Origin of the sequence: Pseudoalteromonas sp. SWXJZ94C, assembly GCF_015864385.1 — a bacterium.
Lineage (GTDB): Bacteria > Pseudomonadota > Gammaproteobacteria > Enterobacterales > Alteromonadaceae > Pseudoalteromonas.
The window spans coordinates 47224-63154 of the sequence record NZ_JADYXF010000010.1 but is presented as its reverse complement, the minus strand read 5'-3'; the positions used below and the strand labels follow the sequence as shown (position 1 = coordinate 63154).

Below are 15931 nucleotides of genomic sequence, written 5' to 3'. Positions count from 1 at the left end.
AATGAAAAAAATATTACTAAGTACAGCAGTATCTGCTGCAATGATGTTATCGGCAACGGCTGCTAATGCAGCCGACTATGTAATTGACACAAAAGGTGCTCATGCGTTTGTAAACTTTAAAATTAAACATTTAGGCTATAGCTGGTTACATGGTCGCTTTAATACTTTTGATGGTAAATTTAGTTACGACGCTAAAAACCCAGATGCTTCAAAAATTATGGTAAACATTGATACTACAAGCTTAGATTCTAACCATGCAGAGCGCGATAAGCATTTACGTGGTAAAGAGTTTTTAAATGTTGATAAGTTTCCTACTGCTAGCTTTAAAAGTACAAGCGTTAAATTTAACGACGAGGATTCGGGTAAAGTAACGGGTGATTTTACGCTTCATGGTGTAACCAAAACCATTACATTTGATATAGATAAAGTAGGCGAAGGTAAAGATCCTTGGGGTGGTTACCGTGTAGGTTTTGAGGGCGAAACCAGCCTTAAACTTGCTGATTATGGTATTGATTACAACTTAGGACCAGCATCTACTCACGTAGATATTGGCTTATTTATTGAAGGTATTCGCCAGTAATACACTAGCAAATATAAAATTAGATATGTAAACGCCACTTATGTGGCGTTTTTTGTTTGAGCTTCTAAAATTCTTTTTTCTAATAGTGGTCTTAAGTGTTTTGGTAACCATCTAAGAAGTACTTGGTTATATTGCTTAGTTTGTTTTATTTTTTTGAGTTGTTCGTTTAAAAGATTTATATCCTCTGCACCTTGAGCATTTTTGGTACAACCTATAAAACCATAGCTTAAATCGGGTGATTCGGTTAATGCGCGTTGCGTGAGGCTGTCATCAAAGTGCATCAGCTTTGCTAAATAATAATGCTCACTAGGGTAGCCCAATAAAATATCAATACGCTTCAAATTAAGCATGTATGTAAGGCTTGCTAAGCTATCGCGTGTGGGTCTAATGACTAACTCTATGTTAGGCGTAGTATTAATTAGCGTGTCTATCTCTTTACCGTAAGAGCGACTCATGGATACGCCAAGTGTTAGCTTTTTATCCTGTAGTAAATTTAGCAGCGAGATATTTTTATCATTGGGTATATCAAGTGCTTCTGCTAATTTTTTATGTAATGCAATCGAAGGAGAAAGACCCGTTGTTGAGCTTTCCTTTGTAAAATAAATATGATCTTCTCTAAAATCATTTTTATAAAGTGATAACGCACATGCATTATGGGATGTGTTTGATAGCTCTTGAATCACTTTGCCAGAAGGGATGATCATTCGATTAAAGGTAATATTGGGTAACTGTTTTTCTAGGAGAGTGATTATACTTTCGTCACGACCTTGTTTTTGGTATTTGCCATTTAAAATGTAATAGGGTGCAAAGTCGTGCGTTAACCAATTTATGGTTTTAGCATTACTTACTGAGCTTAAACAACAAAAGAGTAGAGGAGTTAAAAATACACGGAGCATTACAACAGCTGCCAGTAATTATTATTGTAAATCTATTGTAACCAACAAAGTGCTAAAAAGTAAAATGCCAGCAACGAGGCTGGCATAATATCTTATCAATAATTGCAATAATAAACGGCAATTAAAGTATTTGGTTAACTAGCTTTAAGCCATTTAACAAATTGGCGTGCATCACTCGCTTTTTGAAACAATGCATTTTTTAAACCTTGTGTATCACTAAAGATTACACGATGTTTGTTTACTGAAATAGACTGCACTGGATGTGCGATTTGGATCATAGACCCATTATATTTATAAGACATAATAAAACTCACTTTATTCTTGTTATTTATTCTGCGCTATTTTTTTATAGCAAAATGCAGTTAATAAATAAACGATGTTGTGTTTAGCTTCATTACAGTGTTGACGATCTTTATGACACTTTTGCGATGATAGTAAAATTCATCTCGGTATTTTTAAGGGGTTCTCGCCGTACAATAACTTAGCTTTCAAATATACGTTTTGCGGGGCTTACTGGATCAGGGTAAATGGTTAACCGCGGCGGTTTCTTCAAACCAGAGAGGGAAGGTAACTTAAATATATTGTGTGTGCAAGCTATTTATATAAAATAATTTATAATACTTTTTATCAACTGCTTACAAACGTGTTTTTAAATAGTAAAAGGATAAGTATGGATTACGTAATTGTCAGCGATATTTTTGGTTTAACACCCGCTTTAACACGGTTTAAAATGGGTGTTAGCAGTAATAGTATGCTTATAGATCCATACAACGGTAAGCTGCAAGTCATTGAAAGTGAAGCTAATCACTATGAAAAGTTTATAAAACACTGCGACCACGACAAATATACCGAAAAGGTTAAAGAATGCTTTAATGCACTTAAGAGTCCTACAACTTGTATTGCTTTTAGTGCAGGTGCAAGTGCAGCATGGCGTGCTCAGTTACGCACAGGCAATCCACATCTTAAAAAGCTCATAGGATTTTATCCATCACAATTACGTAATCATTTACAGCTAAATGCAAAAGTACCGTGTGAGTTCATTTTTCCAAATCATGAAGTACATTTTAATGTAGATGATGTTATAGCCAATTTGAGGCGTAAAGAATTGGTAGAGTGTAAAAAAGTAGAATACTTACATGGGTTTATGAATAAATATTCAGTAAATTTTAACGCGAATGCCTATAACTATTTTTGTAATTACTTAAAAAATAACGCTATAGCTGATTAAGTTGTGCTTTGGTAATATCAGGAAAATTTGTACGCGTGTTGTACTGTGTATAAAGTGAAGAAAACACACTGCTACTCGATAATCTATCGAGCTCTTTTATGAATGTTTTAGCGCTTGAACGCGCAGGTCTACAGCATGTTTGATATGTTTTTATAACTTCAGCCACTGTTTTCCCTTGTTTTTGAAGAGCTAGATCTGCTTCTACAAAGAAGGCTGCACCACTCCAATAAACACGCTGTTGAGCGCGTTGTCGCCACATATCGGCAGACAGTTTATTAAGTGGTTGTTGCTTTGTTTTTACTTGTTTGCGTGCACGTTCAAATCCGGCATTAAGTCGCTGTACAAATTGGGCTTGAGTTATAATACCGCTATCACGCATTATTTTATTTTGCATATAACTCGCAAAACCTTCGCTTAACCAAAACCCTGAGTAAGGCAATAGTGGCAGGTATAAATGCGATAATTCGTGGTAAAGCGTCCAATCTTTTGTAAATTCACTTAAACTTGCTTGTTGGTCTATATGTAACTCCAAACCATCGGGATCATTTCGTTTTACACTAGCCCAAGGCACAGGCTCAAGAGCAAAGTGTTTGGGCTTTAAATAAATAGGTAAAACACTTTGTTTTAAAGGACCAAGCGTATTTTTTGTTTTTTTAACACTTTGATTGATCCAAGTAGATACTGTTTTTTGACCATTATTGGTAAGTGAGTTTATGTTATGTATAACCACTTCAACTGCATTTATGTTACATGTAATAAATAGTGGCAATATCAATAATATCTTCATGTTATTTACTCTATTTTTAACTAATCACAAAGACTATACCAATAAAAGTTAAATATTAAATGATCGGAATTAAGCGTGTGATTAACGGGGATAATTGAGTTGTGGTTTAGCCGTTATGAATCTTTAACGCGATTAAATTACGTATAGGTTTCACTGTTTTTTGCTAAAAAATAGGGTGGTTAAATTTAAAATCAGTAAAAATTCAACAATTGCATTATTTAGTTATCTAATCAGTTTATAATGTTGGCGCTATGTTAATTAATAAAAGGAAAGTCCGTGAAATTATCTGTTTGTATTATTTGTAAAAATGAAGAAAGTACACTTGAACGATGCTTGGAGTCGGTAAAGTGGGCTGATGAAATTATTGTACTTGATTCAGGTAGTACAGATGAAACATTGGCAATAGCTAAAAAATACACAGATAAAGTATTCGTTCGTGCCGACTGGGAAGGATTTGGTGAGCAACGCCAAAGAGCAGAAGCTTTAGCAAGTAACGACTGGATTTTTGCAATTGATTGTGACGAAGTCGTTAGTGATGAATTAGGTGCTGAAATACGAGATAACCTTGCTAAATGTAAAGAAAAAGACGTACTAGTACTTAATAGATTAACGCACTTTTGTGGTCAATTTATTCGTCATAGTGGATGGTACCCAAGCCGTATTTCTCGTATCTACAATAAAAACACAACGAGTTACAATAATAATTTGGTACACGAATCGGTAGTGGTTAAAGGCTGTAACTTGATTAACTTAAAGGCAGATTTATTGCACTTTCAATACGAAGATATTTTTGCATATATAAATAAAAGAAATAACTATGCCAATATTGGTGCAGACCAAATGATTAGGAAAGGCAAAAAATCATCCATATTAAAAGCAATAAGCTCAGCAACATTTGCTTTTATTCGTCATTACTTTTTACGACTTGGCTTTTTAGATGGAAGAGCTGGTTTTGTAATTGCAGTAATACAAAGCCAATACAGTTTTAATAAATATTTATTTGCTACTTATAGATAAAAATAAAAGCTCTATATTTTTTAAACTGATAGTAACTATAAAAAAGTGAATACAGACACACCAAACTGATCATGCTTTAATAATATTAATAAAGCTTTGTAGGTGTTAGCAATGCAGTACCAACATATAAATGTACCAGAGCAAGGTCAAAATATAACAATAGATGAGCGCGGGGACTGGCAAATCCCTCTCGAACCTATAATTGCTTATATTGACGGCGATGGTGTGGGTTTAGATGTTATGCCAGTAATGCGTAATGTGGTTAATCGTGCTGTTGAACACTGTTATAAAACGGCGCGAAAAATTCATTGGATGCAAGTTTACAACGGCGAACAAGCAGCTAAATTATATGACGGTGATTGGTTCCCGCAAGAAACAATTAACGCGGTACGTACTTGTAAAATAGCCATAAAAGGGCCACTAACAACTCCGCTTGGTGGTGGCTTTCGCTCACTTAATGTTGCGCTTAGACAAGAAATGGATTTGTTTGTAAATATGCGCACCATTAAAGGCTTTAGTGCGCTTCCTTCTCCTTTAAAAAATCCTTTTTTAACTAACATAACGGTGCTTCGCGATAGTAGCGAAGATGTTTATTCAGGTATTGAATGGCAAGCGGGCAGCATTGAAAGTGAAAAAATGCTCGACTTTTTATGTGAAGAAATGGGTGTAACGCGCTTGAGATTTACACAAGAGTGCGGCATTGGCATTAAAAACATTTCAAAAGAAGGTTCTGAGCGATTAGTACGTTATGCAATAAACTACGCACTTAAAAATAACAGCGATTCACTGACTATTGTGCACAAAGGAAATGTACTTAAATTTACCGATGGTGCATTTAAACGTTGGGGGTTCGCACTTGCTAAAAAAGAATTTAAAGCTATAAATCATCAAAATGGTCGTTGGCTACTAATAGAGCGATCAGATCAAGAACCATTAATTATTAAAGAAGTAATAGCCGATAACATGCTTCAGCAATGTTTAATGCATCCAGAACAGTTTGATGTAGTAGCCACTACTAATCAAAATGGCGACTTTTTAGCTGATATGCTTAGCGCGCAAGTGGGTGGAGTTGGCATAATGCCCGCTGCAAATTTAAATAACGAAGTGGCATTTTTTGAACCAACACATGGCACGTTTGAACGTATAGCGGGACAAAATAAAGCCAATCCGAGCAGCAGTATTTTAAGTGCAGTGTTAATGCTTAAATTTATGAAGTGGGATAAAGCCGCAATATTGATTGAAAACGCATTAGAAAAAACCTTCGCAAGTTCCCAAGTAACTTTTGATTTAGCACCTAATAAAGATGATTCTAATAATTCAATATCTAATAACTCGATAACCCTAAGTTGCACAGACTTTGCACAAAAGGTTATCGAGCATTTTTAAACACCCCCATTTTTAAGCTGCTGATGCATTAGCAATCTGCACTGTGTGCATACAAGGGCGATTAGTTAATTGTGCAGCGCGATGATAAATGGCATGTGCATTTGGCTCATCACAGTGTGTACCGCTTAGTGTATCCATTAATGCTACAACAATAATGGCAGGTACTTGGCAGCAGTATTCATCAAGCACGGCTTCTGTTGTTTGTGCGTTCATATGGCAATGTGGATGATTTTTTTGTTGATACGCATTTAATAGCGTGTCTACTTCAAGAGTATCACTTGGTTGATGCTTATTTTTACGACAAGTACACCCAAATTCATCAACTAACGTAGCTAAAGCTTGGTAAATCTCAGTCGTTTTTAAAGTCGCTTTAGTACATAACTGCTCTTTAATGAATTGATGTAAATTAGCATCAATGAATAATCCGTCTTGGTGTGTGAAGATAGCGGTAGTTGGCATAATAATTACTCTTAGTTTGTTGGCTTAACTTCACTCTAGCGCTAAGTGTATTATTAATGAAATTGTTGTTTTCAATAACTGATATTGATTTTATCAATACTGTAGCTGGATGCTTCTTTTTAAGGTTGTTATTTATAATGTTTAATTACTTTATTTGGTGCAAAACGGCTTTTAATGCACAAAAATAGCGCGTAAATATCATTTTTAAAATTACATTAAATCAACTAACTACTTGTTTTTAAATAGCTATAATTTAATTTTTTGTAATGGCACCAACTTTGCAAATTAACATACAGTAAGGTTTCTCCCCTTGCTAAGACCAATATGATTCCAGACGAAGACGTCTACACATTTACTTTAAAAAAGTAAGGTGTAGGCGTTTTTTTTTGCTTGCAATATATTGCTGCAAATGGAAATTAAAATAGCACTACCAAAATAAAGGTAAAAAAATGGCTTATTTAATCCCTACCGAATTTGTAACTAAAATGGTGGACTCTGGTGAGTCTAAAATTTATATGTCAACGCGCGATACGTTAATTCGTGCATTTATGGCTGGCGCTATTTTAGCGTTAGCTGCAGTGTTTGCAATTACCGTTAGCATTGCCACTGGCTCACATTTAGTGGGCTCGATGTTGTTTCCCGTTGGTTTTATTATGTTGTACTTAATGGGTTTTGATTTACTGACGGGTGTATTTGTACTTACGCCACTAGCATGGCTTGCAAAGCGACCAGGCGTTACGTGGTCGCAAATATTACCGCATTGGGGCAAAGTGTTTTTGGGTAATTTTTTAGGGGCGCTAACGGTTGCTTTTATGATGTCGTTTATTTTTACTTATGGGTACAACATAGATGGCGGTGCAATTGCTAAAAAAGTTGCTGCAATAGGCGAGGCGCGTACTTTGGGCTATGCCGAATTTGGAACAGCAGGTTGGTTAACTATATTTATTAGAGGCATGTTATGCAACTGGATGGTGTCGCTTGGGGTTGTTGGCGCAATGATTTCAACAAATGTAAGCGGTAAAGTAATTGCCATGTGGATGCCGGTTATGTTGTTCTTTTTTATGGGCTTTGAGCACTCAGTAGTGAATATGTTTTTATTCCCGTTTGCGCTTATTATGGGCGGTGAATTTTCGGTAATGGATTACTTAATTTGGAACGAAATTCCAACCGTATTAGGTAACTTAGTCGGTGGCTTGGCGTTTACTGGTTTAACGTTATACACCACGCACTACAAAACAGCGCCAAAGCGTCATATTCAAACGCAGCATACGAGTTAATAACCGATGACTGCCTTAACACTCAATACTGGGTATTTTACAACACAAGGTTGTAAAAGTATAAATCAAGACTTTGTTTTGTCCCGAGTGCCAATATTAGATGAGCTTAACCTTAAAGGTGCCGTGTTTGCTATTAGCGACGGGGTAGGTAGCAGTTTAGTTAGCCAAGTAGCGAGTGAAAGTGCGGTTAAGCGCTTTATTAACGATTATTATTGTACATCACCAGCATGGTCCGTTGAGCATGCTGGTGGTCAAGTATTTAAAAGTGTAAATGCCCATTTATATTGTAAAAATCAGCACAGCCCTTATAAGTACAATCTTGAAAAAGGTTATGTATGTACTTTTTCAGCGCTTATTTTGCAAAACCAATGCGCTCATATTTTTCATGTGGGTGATTCACGTATTTATCGCCTTCGTAATAACCAACTTACATTGTTAACAACTGATCATAATATACAAGCCAATGGTCAAACGGTATTAAGCCAAGCGCTCGGAATAACGCCACATTTTAAGTTCGACTACCTTTGTGAGCCATTAATCGTTGGTGATGTGTTTTTATTGATGACCGACGGCATATTTAACTTTTTGACTGAAGAGCGTATTTTAGCGTTATTAAACTATCAAAAAAATGACTTAAACACGCAAGCTAAAATAGTTGTCGATGAAGCAGTTAATGCTGGTAGTAACGACAACCTAACCATGCAGGTTATTGTAATAAATCAGCTCGCGAAAGCACAAATAAATAAACTGGATGAATTAAGTATTCCACCTATTTTAAAAGAAGGTGATTTATTTGAAAGCAATAAACTTGGCTCTATTCAAGAAGGCGTTTATGGATCTCAAGGGTATAAAATAAGGCGTGTTATTCATTCATCGAATCGAAGCCACGTTTATTTAGCGCTCGACTTAAAAACTGCCGACTTTGTCATAATTAAAGCGCCGTCAGTAGAGCTAACAAATAACGCCGCACAGTTAAATAGGTTATTAACTGAGGAGTGGGTGCTTAACAAAGTAAATCATAAAGTAAACAATCAGCACATAGTTAAAGCAGTGCCACCGCATAGTGCGCGTAATTTTTATTATACAGTTACCGAATATATAGAAGGGCAGACTTTAGCCCAGTTTTTATTAGACAATCCAACTCCTAACCTTGAAAAAATACGCGATATTACAGAACAAATAGCGAAAGGATTAACAGCGCTACATAAAGTTGATATTTTACATCAAGACATTCGACCTGAAAATATTTTAATAGATAGTAGTGGCTTAGTGACTATTATCGATTTAGGTTCAGCCAAAATAATGGGCGTAACCGATGGCAATGGCGATGAAATACTTGGCACTGCAATGTACACGGCACCTGAATATTTGGTGGGATCGGGGGCGAGTGAGCGATCCGATTTATACTCACTCGCAGTGCTTACTTATTATATGTTAAGCGGGCGATATCCATATGGTACAAAAGCCGCCAAAGCGCATAACATAGCCGCGCAAAGTAAGTTAAGTTATATAAGCGTAATTGATACAAAACGCGATATACCCTTGTGGTTAGACGCTACGCTTAAAAAAGCATTGCAGCCAAACCCAGCTTATCGGTACCAGGTAATGTCGGAGTTTATTTACGATTTACGCCACCCTAATAACAGTTTGTTAGGCACTGGTAGCATTGCGTGGGCGGAGAAAAACCCAGTGGTATTTTGGCGTAGCTTATCGTTGTTATTAGCAATATCACTTGTTATAAGTTGGCTGGTTTTTATTTCAAAGTAATTAAACATAGCAATTTTAGACGTATTTATGATCACTGGGTAATAAGGCACTTATAGCATTAAAGCTTAATAAAATAGGGAATTGCTACCAAAATAGTGCCCACAATAAGCAACATAGATACGGTCGTCACAAAGTAAGGAAACACTAACAACGACAAGCCTATACACAATGGCACAACGGCTTTTTTCCTTCGTCCATAAGTTAGGTAGCCAATGCCTATGCCACCAAACAAAACACTCCACGCAATAATTGATGATGAATCCATTTAGTTTTCTCCGTTAAAATTAGTTACGTCAGTACAGCTTTTAGCTCAGCTAAAGCGCTATCAGTATTTTTGTGTGCTAACTAGCGCGCACAAGGTAAGTGTTCAAAGCAAAATATTCAAGCCCGATAAATCTAAACCAGCTTTCACAAGCGCCATCAACTTTATTCTCTTCTATTTTGGGTTGAGTTCATTCAAAAACATCCCCATTAAGCTTTATAATAAACTCCGCAATATCATAAGTAGGCTTATCTTTTTTTTGCAAAAAGCGCATTCATCTGTGTAGGTCGCTTCAACGAGTGAGTTATATGAAACTAGATCAAATTTAATCTCACATTAAATGTCTTTCAAAGTAACTATTTAAGTTAAATTATACTGTTAAAGCTCATTTATTACAGCTGTTTACTTTTAAATCGATAAAATTCAATTAATAAAATACACGCCCAACCTATTCCATAAGCAAGAATATCTAACCAATCAAATGTAGAACCTATTATTATACGCGCCGCTTTAATGTGTTGAAGACCAAGAAGGGTTACTAAATTAAAAAACTGTGCAACTTCAATCATGCAAGCAAACAAGAGCACGGAGTTGGCCAACGTAGAGTTTTTAATTTTAATAAACGACTTAGCAAAAAGGTACAACCAGCCAACAACCAATACATCGCCAAGAAACGGGCGTACAAATTGATCATTAACAAAAAGTGCAATGTATATAAGTGAACCAAGAAAAAGCAGACTTAATAAAAAACTTTTTATGTTAAATTTTAACAATTTGAACCCTTGTTTTTAATATATTAAATAATGCTGAAATAGACATCCCACACACTTTATATAAAAATGTGGTTGTTATCAAAATTAGCAATGTTCCTCTATGCAAAATTCTTTGTATTAGATATTGATGAAGATGAATAATTAGTCATCACAAGATATAAAAGTTGGTTAGGTTTTATGAAATTTTAAAATAGTTTATTGGTTAACAAGCGTAATATCTGACAGTAATTTAGTACCCTTTTTTTATCTTATTTATGCAGGTATGATACTTTTATAGAGTGTATTAAGTAGTACCGTATATTTTTAAACTTAATTTCTGAGAAACTAAATGAATAAAAAATTGTCTTTCAATAATGGTGAAATTAGTGATAACTACGCAAGTATTTTAGTTTCACATTTTGATTGCAGCCAAGTAACCACTTTGCTTGAATATAAAGGTTACAAACTTGTTGTAGATTCTTGTGTTGATATTTCACTACCTGATGAAACTGTATTATCAGGACCTGAAGTTTTAAAATTAGTTGAAAATAAAAGCCTCTCGTTAAATGAACTCATTGCATTTTTAGCTGGTGAAGAATCAGAGAAAACAGATGAGATTTATGAGTTTGAAGCGTGTGCCTGGTTTGAGTGGCGAAGTGGTAATGGTGACTGGGCAAGTGAGCCGTTTGACACCATGTATGAATCACTAGATGATAATATTAAAAAACTCAGCGAGCTTCTTGAAGAGGAAGGGCTGGAGTTAGAACACATTGATTAGCAGTTACATATTTTAAAAGGGATTCGTTTTGGGAATACTCGTTATAGGTAGTAATACAAACATTACTCAACCAAGCTTTACAATAAAACATACAATTAATGACTCGGTTGATATTTCAGTTTTTTGTTTAGGTGAAAATGGCAAAGTACATAATGACGATGGTATGGTTTTTTACGGAGCGCCTAAAAGTCCTTGCGGCACCATTAATATACAATCTAAAGCAATTTTAATCGATCTTGAAAATGTACCTTCTAACATAGAAAAGTTCTCTATAACTGCCACAGTCGATAATGACACCTTTGCATCTCAATCAAATATTTCTTTTACTGGTCCTGATTTTGAATGCCAATTTGATACCGATGGGCGTTCTGAATCTGCACTTATTTTATTAGAAATTTATAAACGAAATAATAGTTGGAAGGTCAAGTTTGTTGGTCAAGGTTTCAATGGCGGTCTAAAGCCATTAGCTGAACATTATGGTGTAGATATAGCTGATGAACCAGTAGTTAAACCATCATCACCTAAGCCAGCACCTGTAACTACGCCTGCACCAACAGTAAATTTGAGTAAAATTAGTTTAACTAAAAGCTCTCCTAAAGTTGATCTCATTAAAAAGGCTGGTTCGTTAGGTCTAATAAAAGTTAATTTAAACTGGGAAAAGGGCAAAAGCAGCTTTTTTAGCTCAGGAATAGATCTTGATCTTGGTGCATTTATAGAGCTCAAAAACGGTGACAAGAGCATAGTGCAAGCTTTAGGTAATCGTTTTGAATATAGCCCTTATATTAAGTTATTAGCTGATGACAGAACGGGTGATAGCTCAAATGGTGAATGGATACACATTGATGGTAATAATATTAATAATGTAAAACGTATTATTATTTTTACTTTTATTTATTCCGGCAGTCCAAATTGGGACAAAGCAAATGCAGTAGTAACGTTGCATGTACCAGATATGCCGCCTATCGAAACTCAGCTAAATGAAACCTCAAGTAATACAGGGTTTTGTGCAATTGCAGAGCTAACCGTAAAAAACAATACTGTTGCGGTAGAAAGACTTAATCGCTTTTTTAAAGGTCATGCAGATTGTGATAAAGCATATGGATGGGGCTTTAAATGGAGCGCAGGAAGTAAATAACGAACCTTAAAATGAGAAGAGCTGATGCCTGTAGGCTCAGAGATGTTACTGTATTACACTCTTATAGTGAAATAGCTAAAAACATATTAGATTTTGAATTCATTATTATGAGTTTTTTCATTGCATTTTAAAGGTATAAAGGCAATAAATATGAGACTAAGAAGTCTTATTATCTTGCTCTTGTTTAGATAGTTCATTATGGTATTATTTTTTTAAGTCGATACATTAAACTTGTATCGTAAGTGTTTTATTTTTATTCGTTTACATAAATTATAAAGGAGTTTTTAAAATGGCAGTATCTTTACAAAAAGGTGGTAATGTTTCTCTAGAGAAAGTTGCTCCAGGGATGACAAATTGTTTATTAGGTTTAGGTTGGGATTCTCGTGCTACAGACGGCGCTGATTTTGACTTAGATGCATCAGTATTTATGTTAAATGCTGAAGGCAAAGTTAAAGCTGATAACGGCTTTATCTTTTTTAATAATTTAGTTTCTGAATGTAAATCAGTAGAACATACTGGCGACAACTTAACGGGTGAAGGCGAAGGCGATGATGAATCTATCAAAGTTAGCCTTAAAGATATCCCAGCAGACATTACTAAAATAGTAGTTGCTGTAACTATTCATGATGCTGAATCAAGAAAACAAAATTTTGGTCAAGTATCAAACGCATTTATTCGTATTGTTAATGCTTCATCAAGTGAAGAAGTTGCACGTTATGACCTATCTGAAGATTACTCAATCGAAACAGCATTGATCTTCGGTGAGTTATATCGCCATAACGGTGAATGGAAATTTAAAGCGATTGGTCAGGGTTTTGAAGGTGGTCTTGCACCTTTAGCTCGTCAATACGGCGTTTCTGTTTAATACCGAATATAAATAGTTAACCAATAAATCAGTTGAAATTAATTATAGTTTCAACTGATTTTTTTTAATATAAAGGATTTAAAATGGCAATTTCATTACAAAAAGGTCAGAAAATCAGCCTTGAAAAGTCTAATGGTTCTAGCTTAACAAACATCTGTGTAGGCGTTAACTGGGGAGCTATTGAGAAAAAAGGCTTCTTTGGTAAAAAAATGGTTGCAGTAGATTTAGACGCAAGTTGTGCTGTGTTTGATGCTGACAAAAAGCTATTAGACATTGTATATTTCGGAAAATTAAACTCGACAGGTATTCAGCACTCTGGCGACGATTTAACCGGTGATACTGATGGCGATGATGGACTAGATAACGAAGTAATTAACGTTAACTTGAGCCAGTTACCAGCTAATGCAGAACAAATTGTATTTGTACTTAACTCGTTCAGTGGCGATGACTTTAAAACAATTCCTTTTGCGTCAATTCGTTTATACGAAGGCACACCTAGTCGCGTTGATTCGATTCATGCAGTATACGATATTGCGAACGATCCTAAGTTTGCGGGTTCTGTTTCTATGATTTTAGGTAAATTATATAAGCATAATGGCAACTGGAAATTTTCTGCGATTGGTGAAACAACAAGTGATAAAAAGCTTGAGCAAACAATCAAAACAGCAGAAAGCAGCTACCTGTAAAGTATTTATAGATATTAAAGGAGTAATTAATGGCAATATCCTTACAAAAGGGTGCAAATGTATCACTTGAAAAAATTGCACCTGGTATCAGTAAGTGTTTAGTCGGGCTCGGTTGGGATTCACGATCATCAGATGGCGCTGATTTTGATTTAGACGCATCAGCGTTTATGTTAAATGAAGCTGGAAAAATTATATCTGATCAACACTTTATTTTTTATGGTGCGTTAACTTCACCTTGCTTATCAATAGAGCATACTGGAGATAATTTAACAGGGGACGGAGATGGAGATGATGAGTCAATTAAAATTGATTTATCAATCGTGCCTAGTAACGTTCATAAAATTGTAATTGGTGTAACCATTCATGATGCAAATGCCAGATCTCAAAACTTTGGACAAGTATCGAATGCATTTATACGTGTTGTTGATGAAAAGTCAGGCGAAGAAATAATTCGTTATGATTTATCAGAAGATTATTCAACCGAAACAGCCATTATTTTTGGCGAGCTTTACAGACATAACAATGAGTGGAAGTTTAGAGCGGTAGGTCAAGGGTACGCAGGTGGTCTGCATGCTATGGCTGTTAATTATGGCGTTAATATTGCCTAGTCGGAGAAAGACGTGTTAGATACAATATTACCATTTATATATATTATTTTGTCGTGTTACTTACTTAAGTTTGCGTGCGACACATTTGAGCAGGCTGCAGGGTATTTAGGTCGTAACTTCCCGCCAGGGGTTAAAGGTGCAACAGTAAATGCTATTGGTTCTAGCATGCCGGAAATGTGTGTTGTAATCGCTTGTTTATTTTGGTTTAACGACCCATCTCTCGTTATGGTTGCTTTAGGTGTTACAGCGGGTTCTGCTATCTTTAATGGTTGTGTTATACCTGCTTTGTCTATCATTATGGCTAAAGATGGAAATGGTAAATCGGTAGAGTATATTGAACTTAATAAACGTGTACTTTTACGTGATGTTTTTTGGGTTTTAATCGCAGAAATTACGTTAATTGTTTGCCTTGGTTTTAATAGTTTTACAATTTGGATGGCTGTAATATTAAATGTAATTTATTTTTTATATGCGGTTCATTTATATTTTGATGCTAAAAATCATGTAAGCGGCGACGATGAAGAAGAATATGAGTATGAAGAGATTGAAGACAAAGGTGTTATCGCGAATATCTTTACCTTTAACTTTAACGCGTTATTTTTCTCAAATCGTACCTTTACGGCAACAAGTGCTGTAGTTGTTATATCATTAGCTATTGCAGTTATTTCGGGTGCTTCTCACATACTTGTTGAAGGTGTTTTAGGCAGCGCAACAGTATTAGGTGTACCTCAATTTTTTGCTGGTTTAGTTTTTGGTGCTGCTGCATCGTCTGTACCAGACTTAATTTTATCAATTAAAGATGCTCAAAAAGGCGAATACGAAGATGCAGTTGCTAATCCATTAGCATCTAACACTTTTGATACGACCATTGCATTTGCACTCCCATTATTAGCTTGGTTTATAATTAATGGTGTGGATTCTTTACCACTTGTACAAGATGCCAACTTAACAATATTACGTTGGTCAATTGTTGGGGTAACGGCTGCAGTTGCTGCGAGCTTATTATTTAATTATAAAAAAGTGACAAAAACCATAGCGTATTTTTTACTTGCTATGTTTGCTGTTTGGGCAGCGAGTATGTACTTCGTTATTCAATAGGTATTTAATTAGTCTCAAGCGCTATAAGCTTGATATTATTAAACGTTATGGGCTTAAATATTAAGCCCATTTATAATTGTGGTGTATGAATTTTGGGTTTATAAATTTATTATTTATTTATATACTCCTCGTCTTGGCACTTCAAATATCTAAACTATTGCCTTGTTACAGCGCCTTTTTACAATTGCTATTATTGACCGCTTATTTAGTGCACTAGATATAGCATTAGTAATATTTATATAATTGAAGTGGCTTGTAAAAAGCGGCACACATTAATTTAAACACACACAATTGACTTATAAATGTATTAAAAAATTTTCAGTTAAACAGGAGCGTAATAGCAACTGGGA

General features: G+C 35.3%; 18 protein-coding genes. 12 read left to right on the top strand and 6 right to left on the bottom strand.

The window, feature by feature from the left end; translation table 11 throughout:
- Position 1 precedes the first annotated feature (1 nt).
- Complete coding sequence (locus tag I6F65_RS06190) at positions 2 to 580, top strand: YceI family protein (protein WP_166113510.1); 579 nt, start codon at positions 2 to 4, stop codon at positions 578 to 580.
- Positions 581 to 618: 38 nt separating this feature from the next.
- Here the strand turns inward: I6F65_RS06190 and I6F65_RS06185 are convergent, their stop codons facing one another.
- Entirely contained in the window at positions 619 to 1476 is an 858-nt protein-coding gene (locus I6F65_RS06185; RefSeq protein WP_024612571.1) for a transporter substrate-binding domain-containing protein, read from the bottom strand.
- Positions 1477 to 1610: 134 nt separating this feature from the next.
- Complete coding sequence (locus I6F65_RS06180) at positions 1611 to 1778, bottom strand: hypothetical protein (protein ID WP_007375427.1); 168 nt, start codon at positions 1776 to 1778, stop codon at positions 1611 to 1613.
- A gap of 368 nt (positions 1779 to 2146) precedes the next feature.
- Here I6F65_RS06180 and I6F65_RS06175 point away from each other — a divergent pair, with 368 nt between their 5' ends.
- Positions 2147 to 2704, top strand: a complete 558-nt coding sequence (locus I6F65_RS06175) for a hypothetical protein (RefSeq protein WP_197112014.1) — start codon at positions 2147 to 2149, stop codon at positions 2702 to 2704.
- On the opposite strand, the gene I6F65_RS06170 is transcribed toward I6F65_RS06175, so the two are convergent.
- Positions 2691 to 3491 carry a hypothetical protein gene (locus I6F65_RS06170; RefSeq protein WP_197112012.1) on the bottom strand — a complete coding sequence of 267 codons (801 nt, stop codon included), beginning with the start codon at positions 3489 to 3491 and terminating at the stop codon, positions 2691 to 2693. The genes I6F65_RS06175 and I6F65_RS06170 overlap by 14 nt on opposite strands.
- 276 nt (positions 3492 to 3767) lie before the next feature.
- On the opposite strand from I6F65_RS06170, the gene I6F65_RS06165 reads away from it, so the two are divergent.
- Positions 3768 to 4508: a glycosyltransferase family 2 protein gene (locus tag I6F65_RS06165; RefSeq protein ID WP_197112011.1), complete on the top strand. Its 741-nt coding sequence runs from the start codon at positions 3768 to 3770 to the stop codon at positions 4506 to 4508.
- A gap of 111 nt (positions 4509 to 4619) precedes the next feature.
- Positions 4620 to 5894, top strand: coding sequence for an NADP-dependent isocitrate dehydrogenase (gene icd, locus I6F65_RS06160; protein ID WP_024612574.1), 1275 nt, complete (start codon positions 4620 to 4622; stop codon positions 5892 to 5894).
- A 12-nt stretch (positions 5895 to 5906) separates the two neighbouring features.
- Here the strand turns inward: icd and I6F65_RS06155 are convergent, their stop codons facing one another.
- Positions 5907 to 6353, bottom strand: a complete 447-nt coding sequence (locus tag I6F65_RS06155; RefSeq protein ID WP_166112606.1) for a hypothetical protein — start codon at positions 6351 to 6353, stop codon at positions 5907 to 5909.
- 449 nt (positions 6354 to 6802) lie between these two features.
- On the opposite strand from I6F65_RS06155, the gene I6F65_RS06150 reads away from it, so the two are divergent.
- The gene (locus tag I6F65_RS06150; RefSeq protein ID WP_024612576.1) at positions 6803 to 7630 is read left to right on the top strand and encodes a formate/nitrite transporter family protein; all 828 of its coding nucleotides are present in this window, start codon (positions 6803 to 6805) and stop codon (positions 7628 to 7630) included.
- Between the two features lie 6 nt (positions 7631 to 7636).
- Complete coding sequence (locus I6F65_RS06145; protein ID WP_197112010.1) at positions 7637 to 9397, top strand: protein kinase; 1761 nt, start codon at positions 7637 to 7639, stop codon at positions 9395 to 9397.
- Between the two features lie 58 nt (positions 9398 to 9455).
- Here the strand turns inward: I6F65_RS06145 and I6F65_RS06140 are convergent, their stop codons facing one another.
- Together I6F65_RS06140 and I6F65_RS06135 are read right to left on the bottom strand one after the other, a co-directional pair.
- Positions 9456 to 9662: a hypothetical protein gene (locus tag I6F65_RS06140; RefSeq protein WP_197112009.1), complete on the bottom strand. Its 207-nt coding sequence runs from the start codon at positions 9660 to 9662 to the stop codon at positions 9456 to 9458.
- 389 nt (positions 9663 to 10051) lie between these two features.
- On the bottom strand, positions 10052 to 10432 hold the full coding sequence (locus tag I6F65_RS06135) for a DUF2809 domain-containing protein (RefSeq protein ID WP_197112008.1): 381 nt from the start codon (positions 10430 to 10432) through the stop codon (positions 10052 to 10054).
- 328 nt (positions 10433 to 10760) lie between these two features.
- Here I6F65_RS06135 and I6F65_RS06130 point away from each other — a divergent pair, with 328 nt between their 5' ends.
- The 6 genes from I6F65_RS06130 to I6F65_RS06105 all read left to right on the top strand — a co-directional run bounded on the left by I6F65_RS06130 (position 10761) and on the right by I6F65_RS06105 (position 15581).
- Entirely contained in the window at positions 10761 to 11189 is a 429-nt protein-coding gene (locus tag I6F65_RS06130; RefSeq protein WP_197112006.1) for a hypothetical protein, read from the top strand.
- Between the two features lie 28 nt (positions 11190 to 11217).
- Complete coding sequence (locus I6F65_RS06125) at positions 11218 to 12324, top strand: TerD family protein (protein ID WP_197112004.1); 1107 nt, start codon at positions 11218 to 11220, stop codon at positions 12322 to 12324.
- A 289-nt stretch (positions 12325 to 12613) separates the two neighbouring features.
- The gene (locus I6F65_RS06120; protein ID WP_024610990.1) at positions 12614 to 13189 is read left to right on the top strand and encodes a TerD family protein; all 576 of its coding nucleotides are present in this window, start codon (positions 12614 to 12616) and stop codon (positions 13187 to 13189) included.
- Positions 13190 to 13272: 83 nt separating this feature from the next.
- Positions 13273 to 13875, top strand: a complete 603-nt coding sequence (locus I6F65_RS06115) for a TerD family protein (protein WP_166112589.1) — start codon at positions 13273 to 13275, stop codon at positions 13873 to 13875.
- Positions 13876 to 13904: 29 nt separating this feature from the next.
- Entirely contained in the window at positions 13905 to 14483 is a 579-nt protein-coding gene (locus I6F65_RS06110) for a TerD family protein (RefSeq protein WP_166112585.1), read from the top strand.
- Between the two features lie 12 nt (positions 14484 to 14495).
- Positions 14496 to 15581, top strand: coding sequence for a sodium:calcium antiporter (locus tag I6F65_RS06105; RefSeq protein WP_166112582.1), 1086 nt, complete (start codon positions 14496 to 14498; stop codon positions 15579 to 15581).
- The last annotated feature ends 350 nt before the right edge of the window (positions 15582 to 15931 follow it).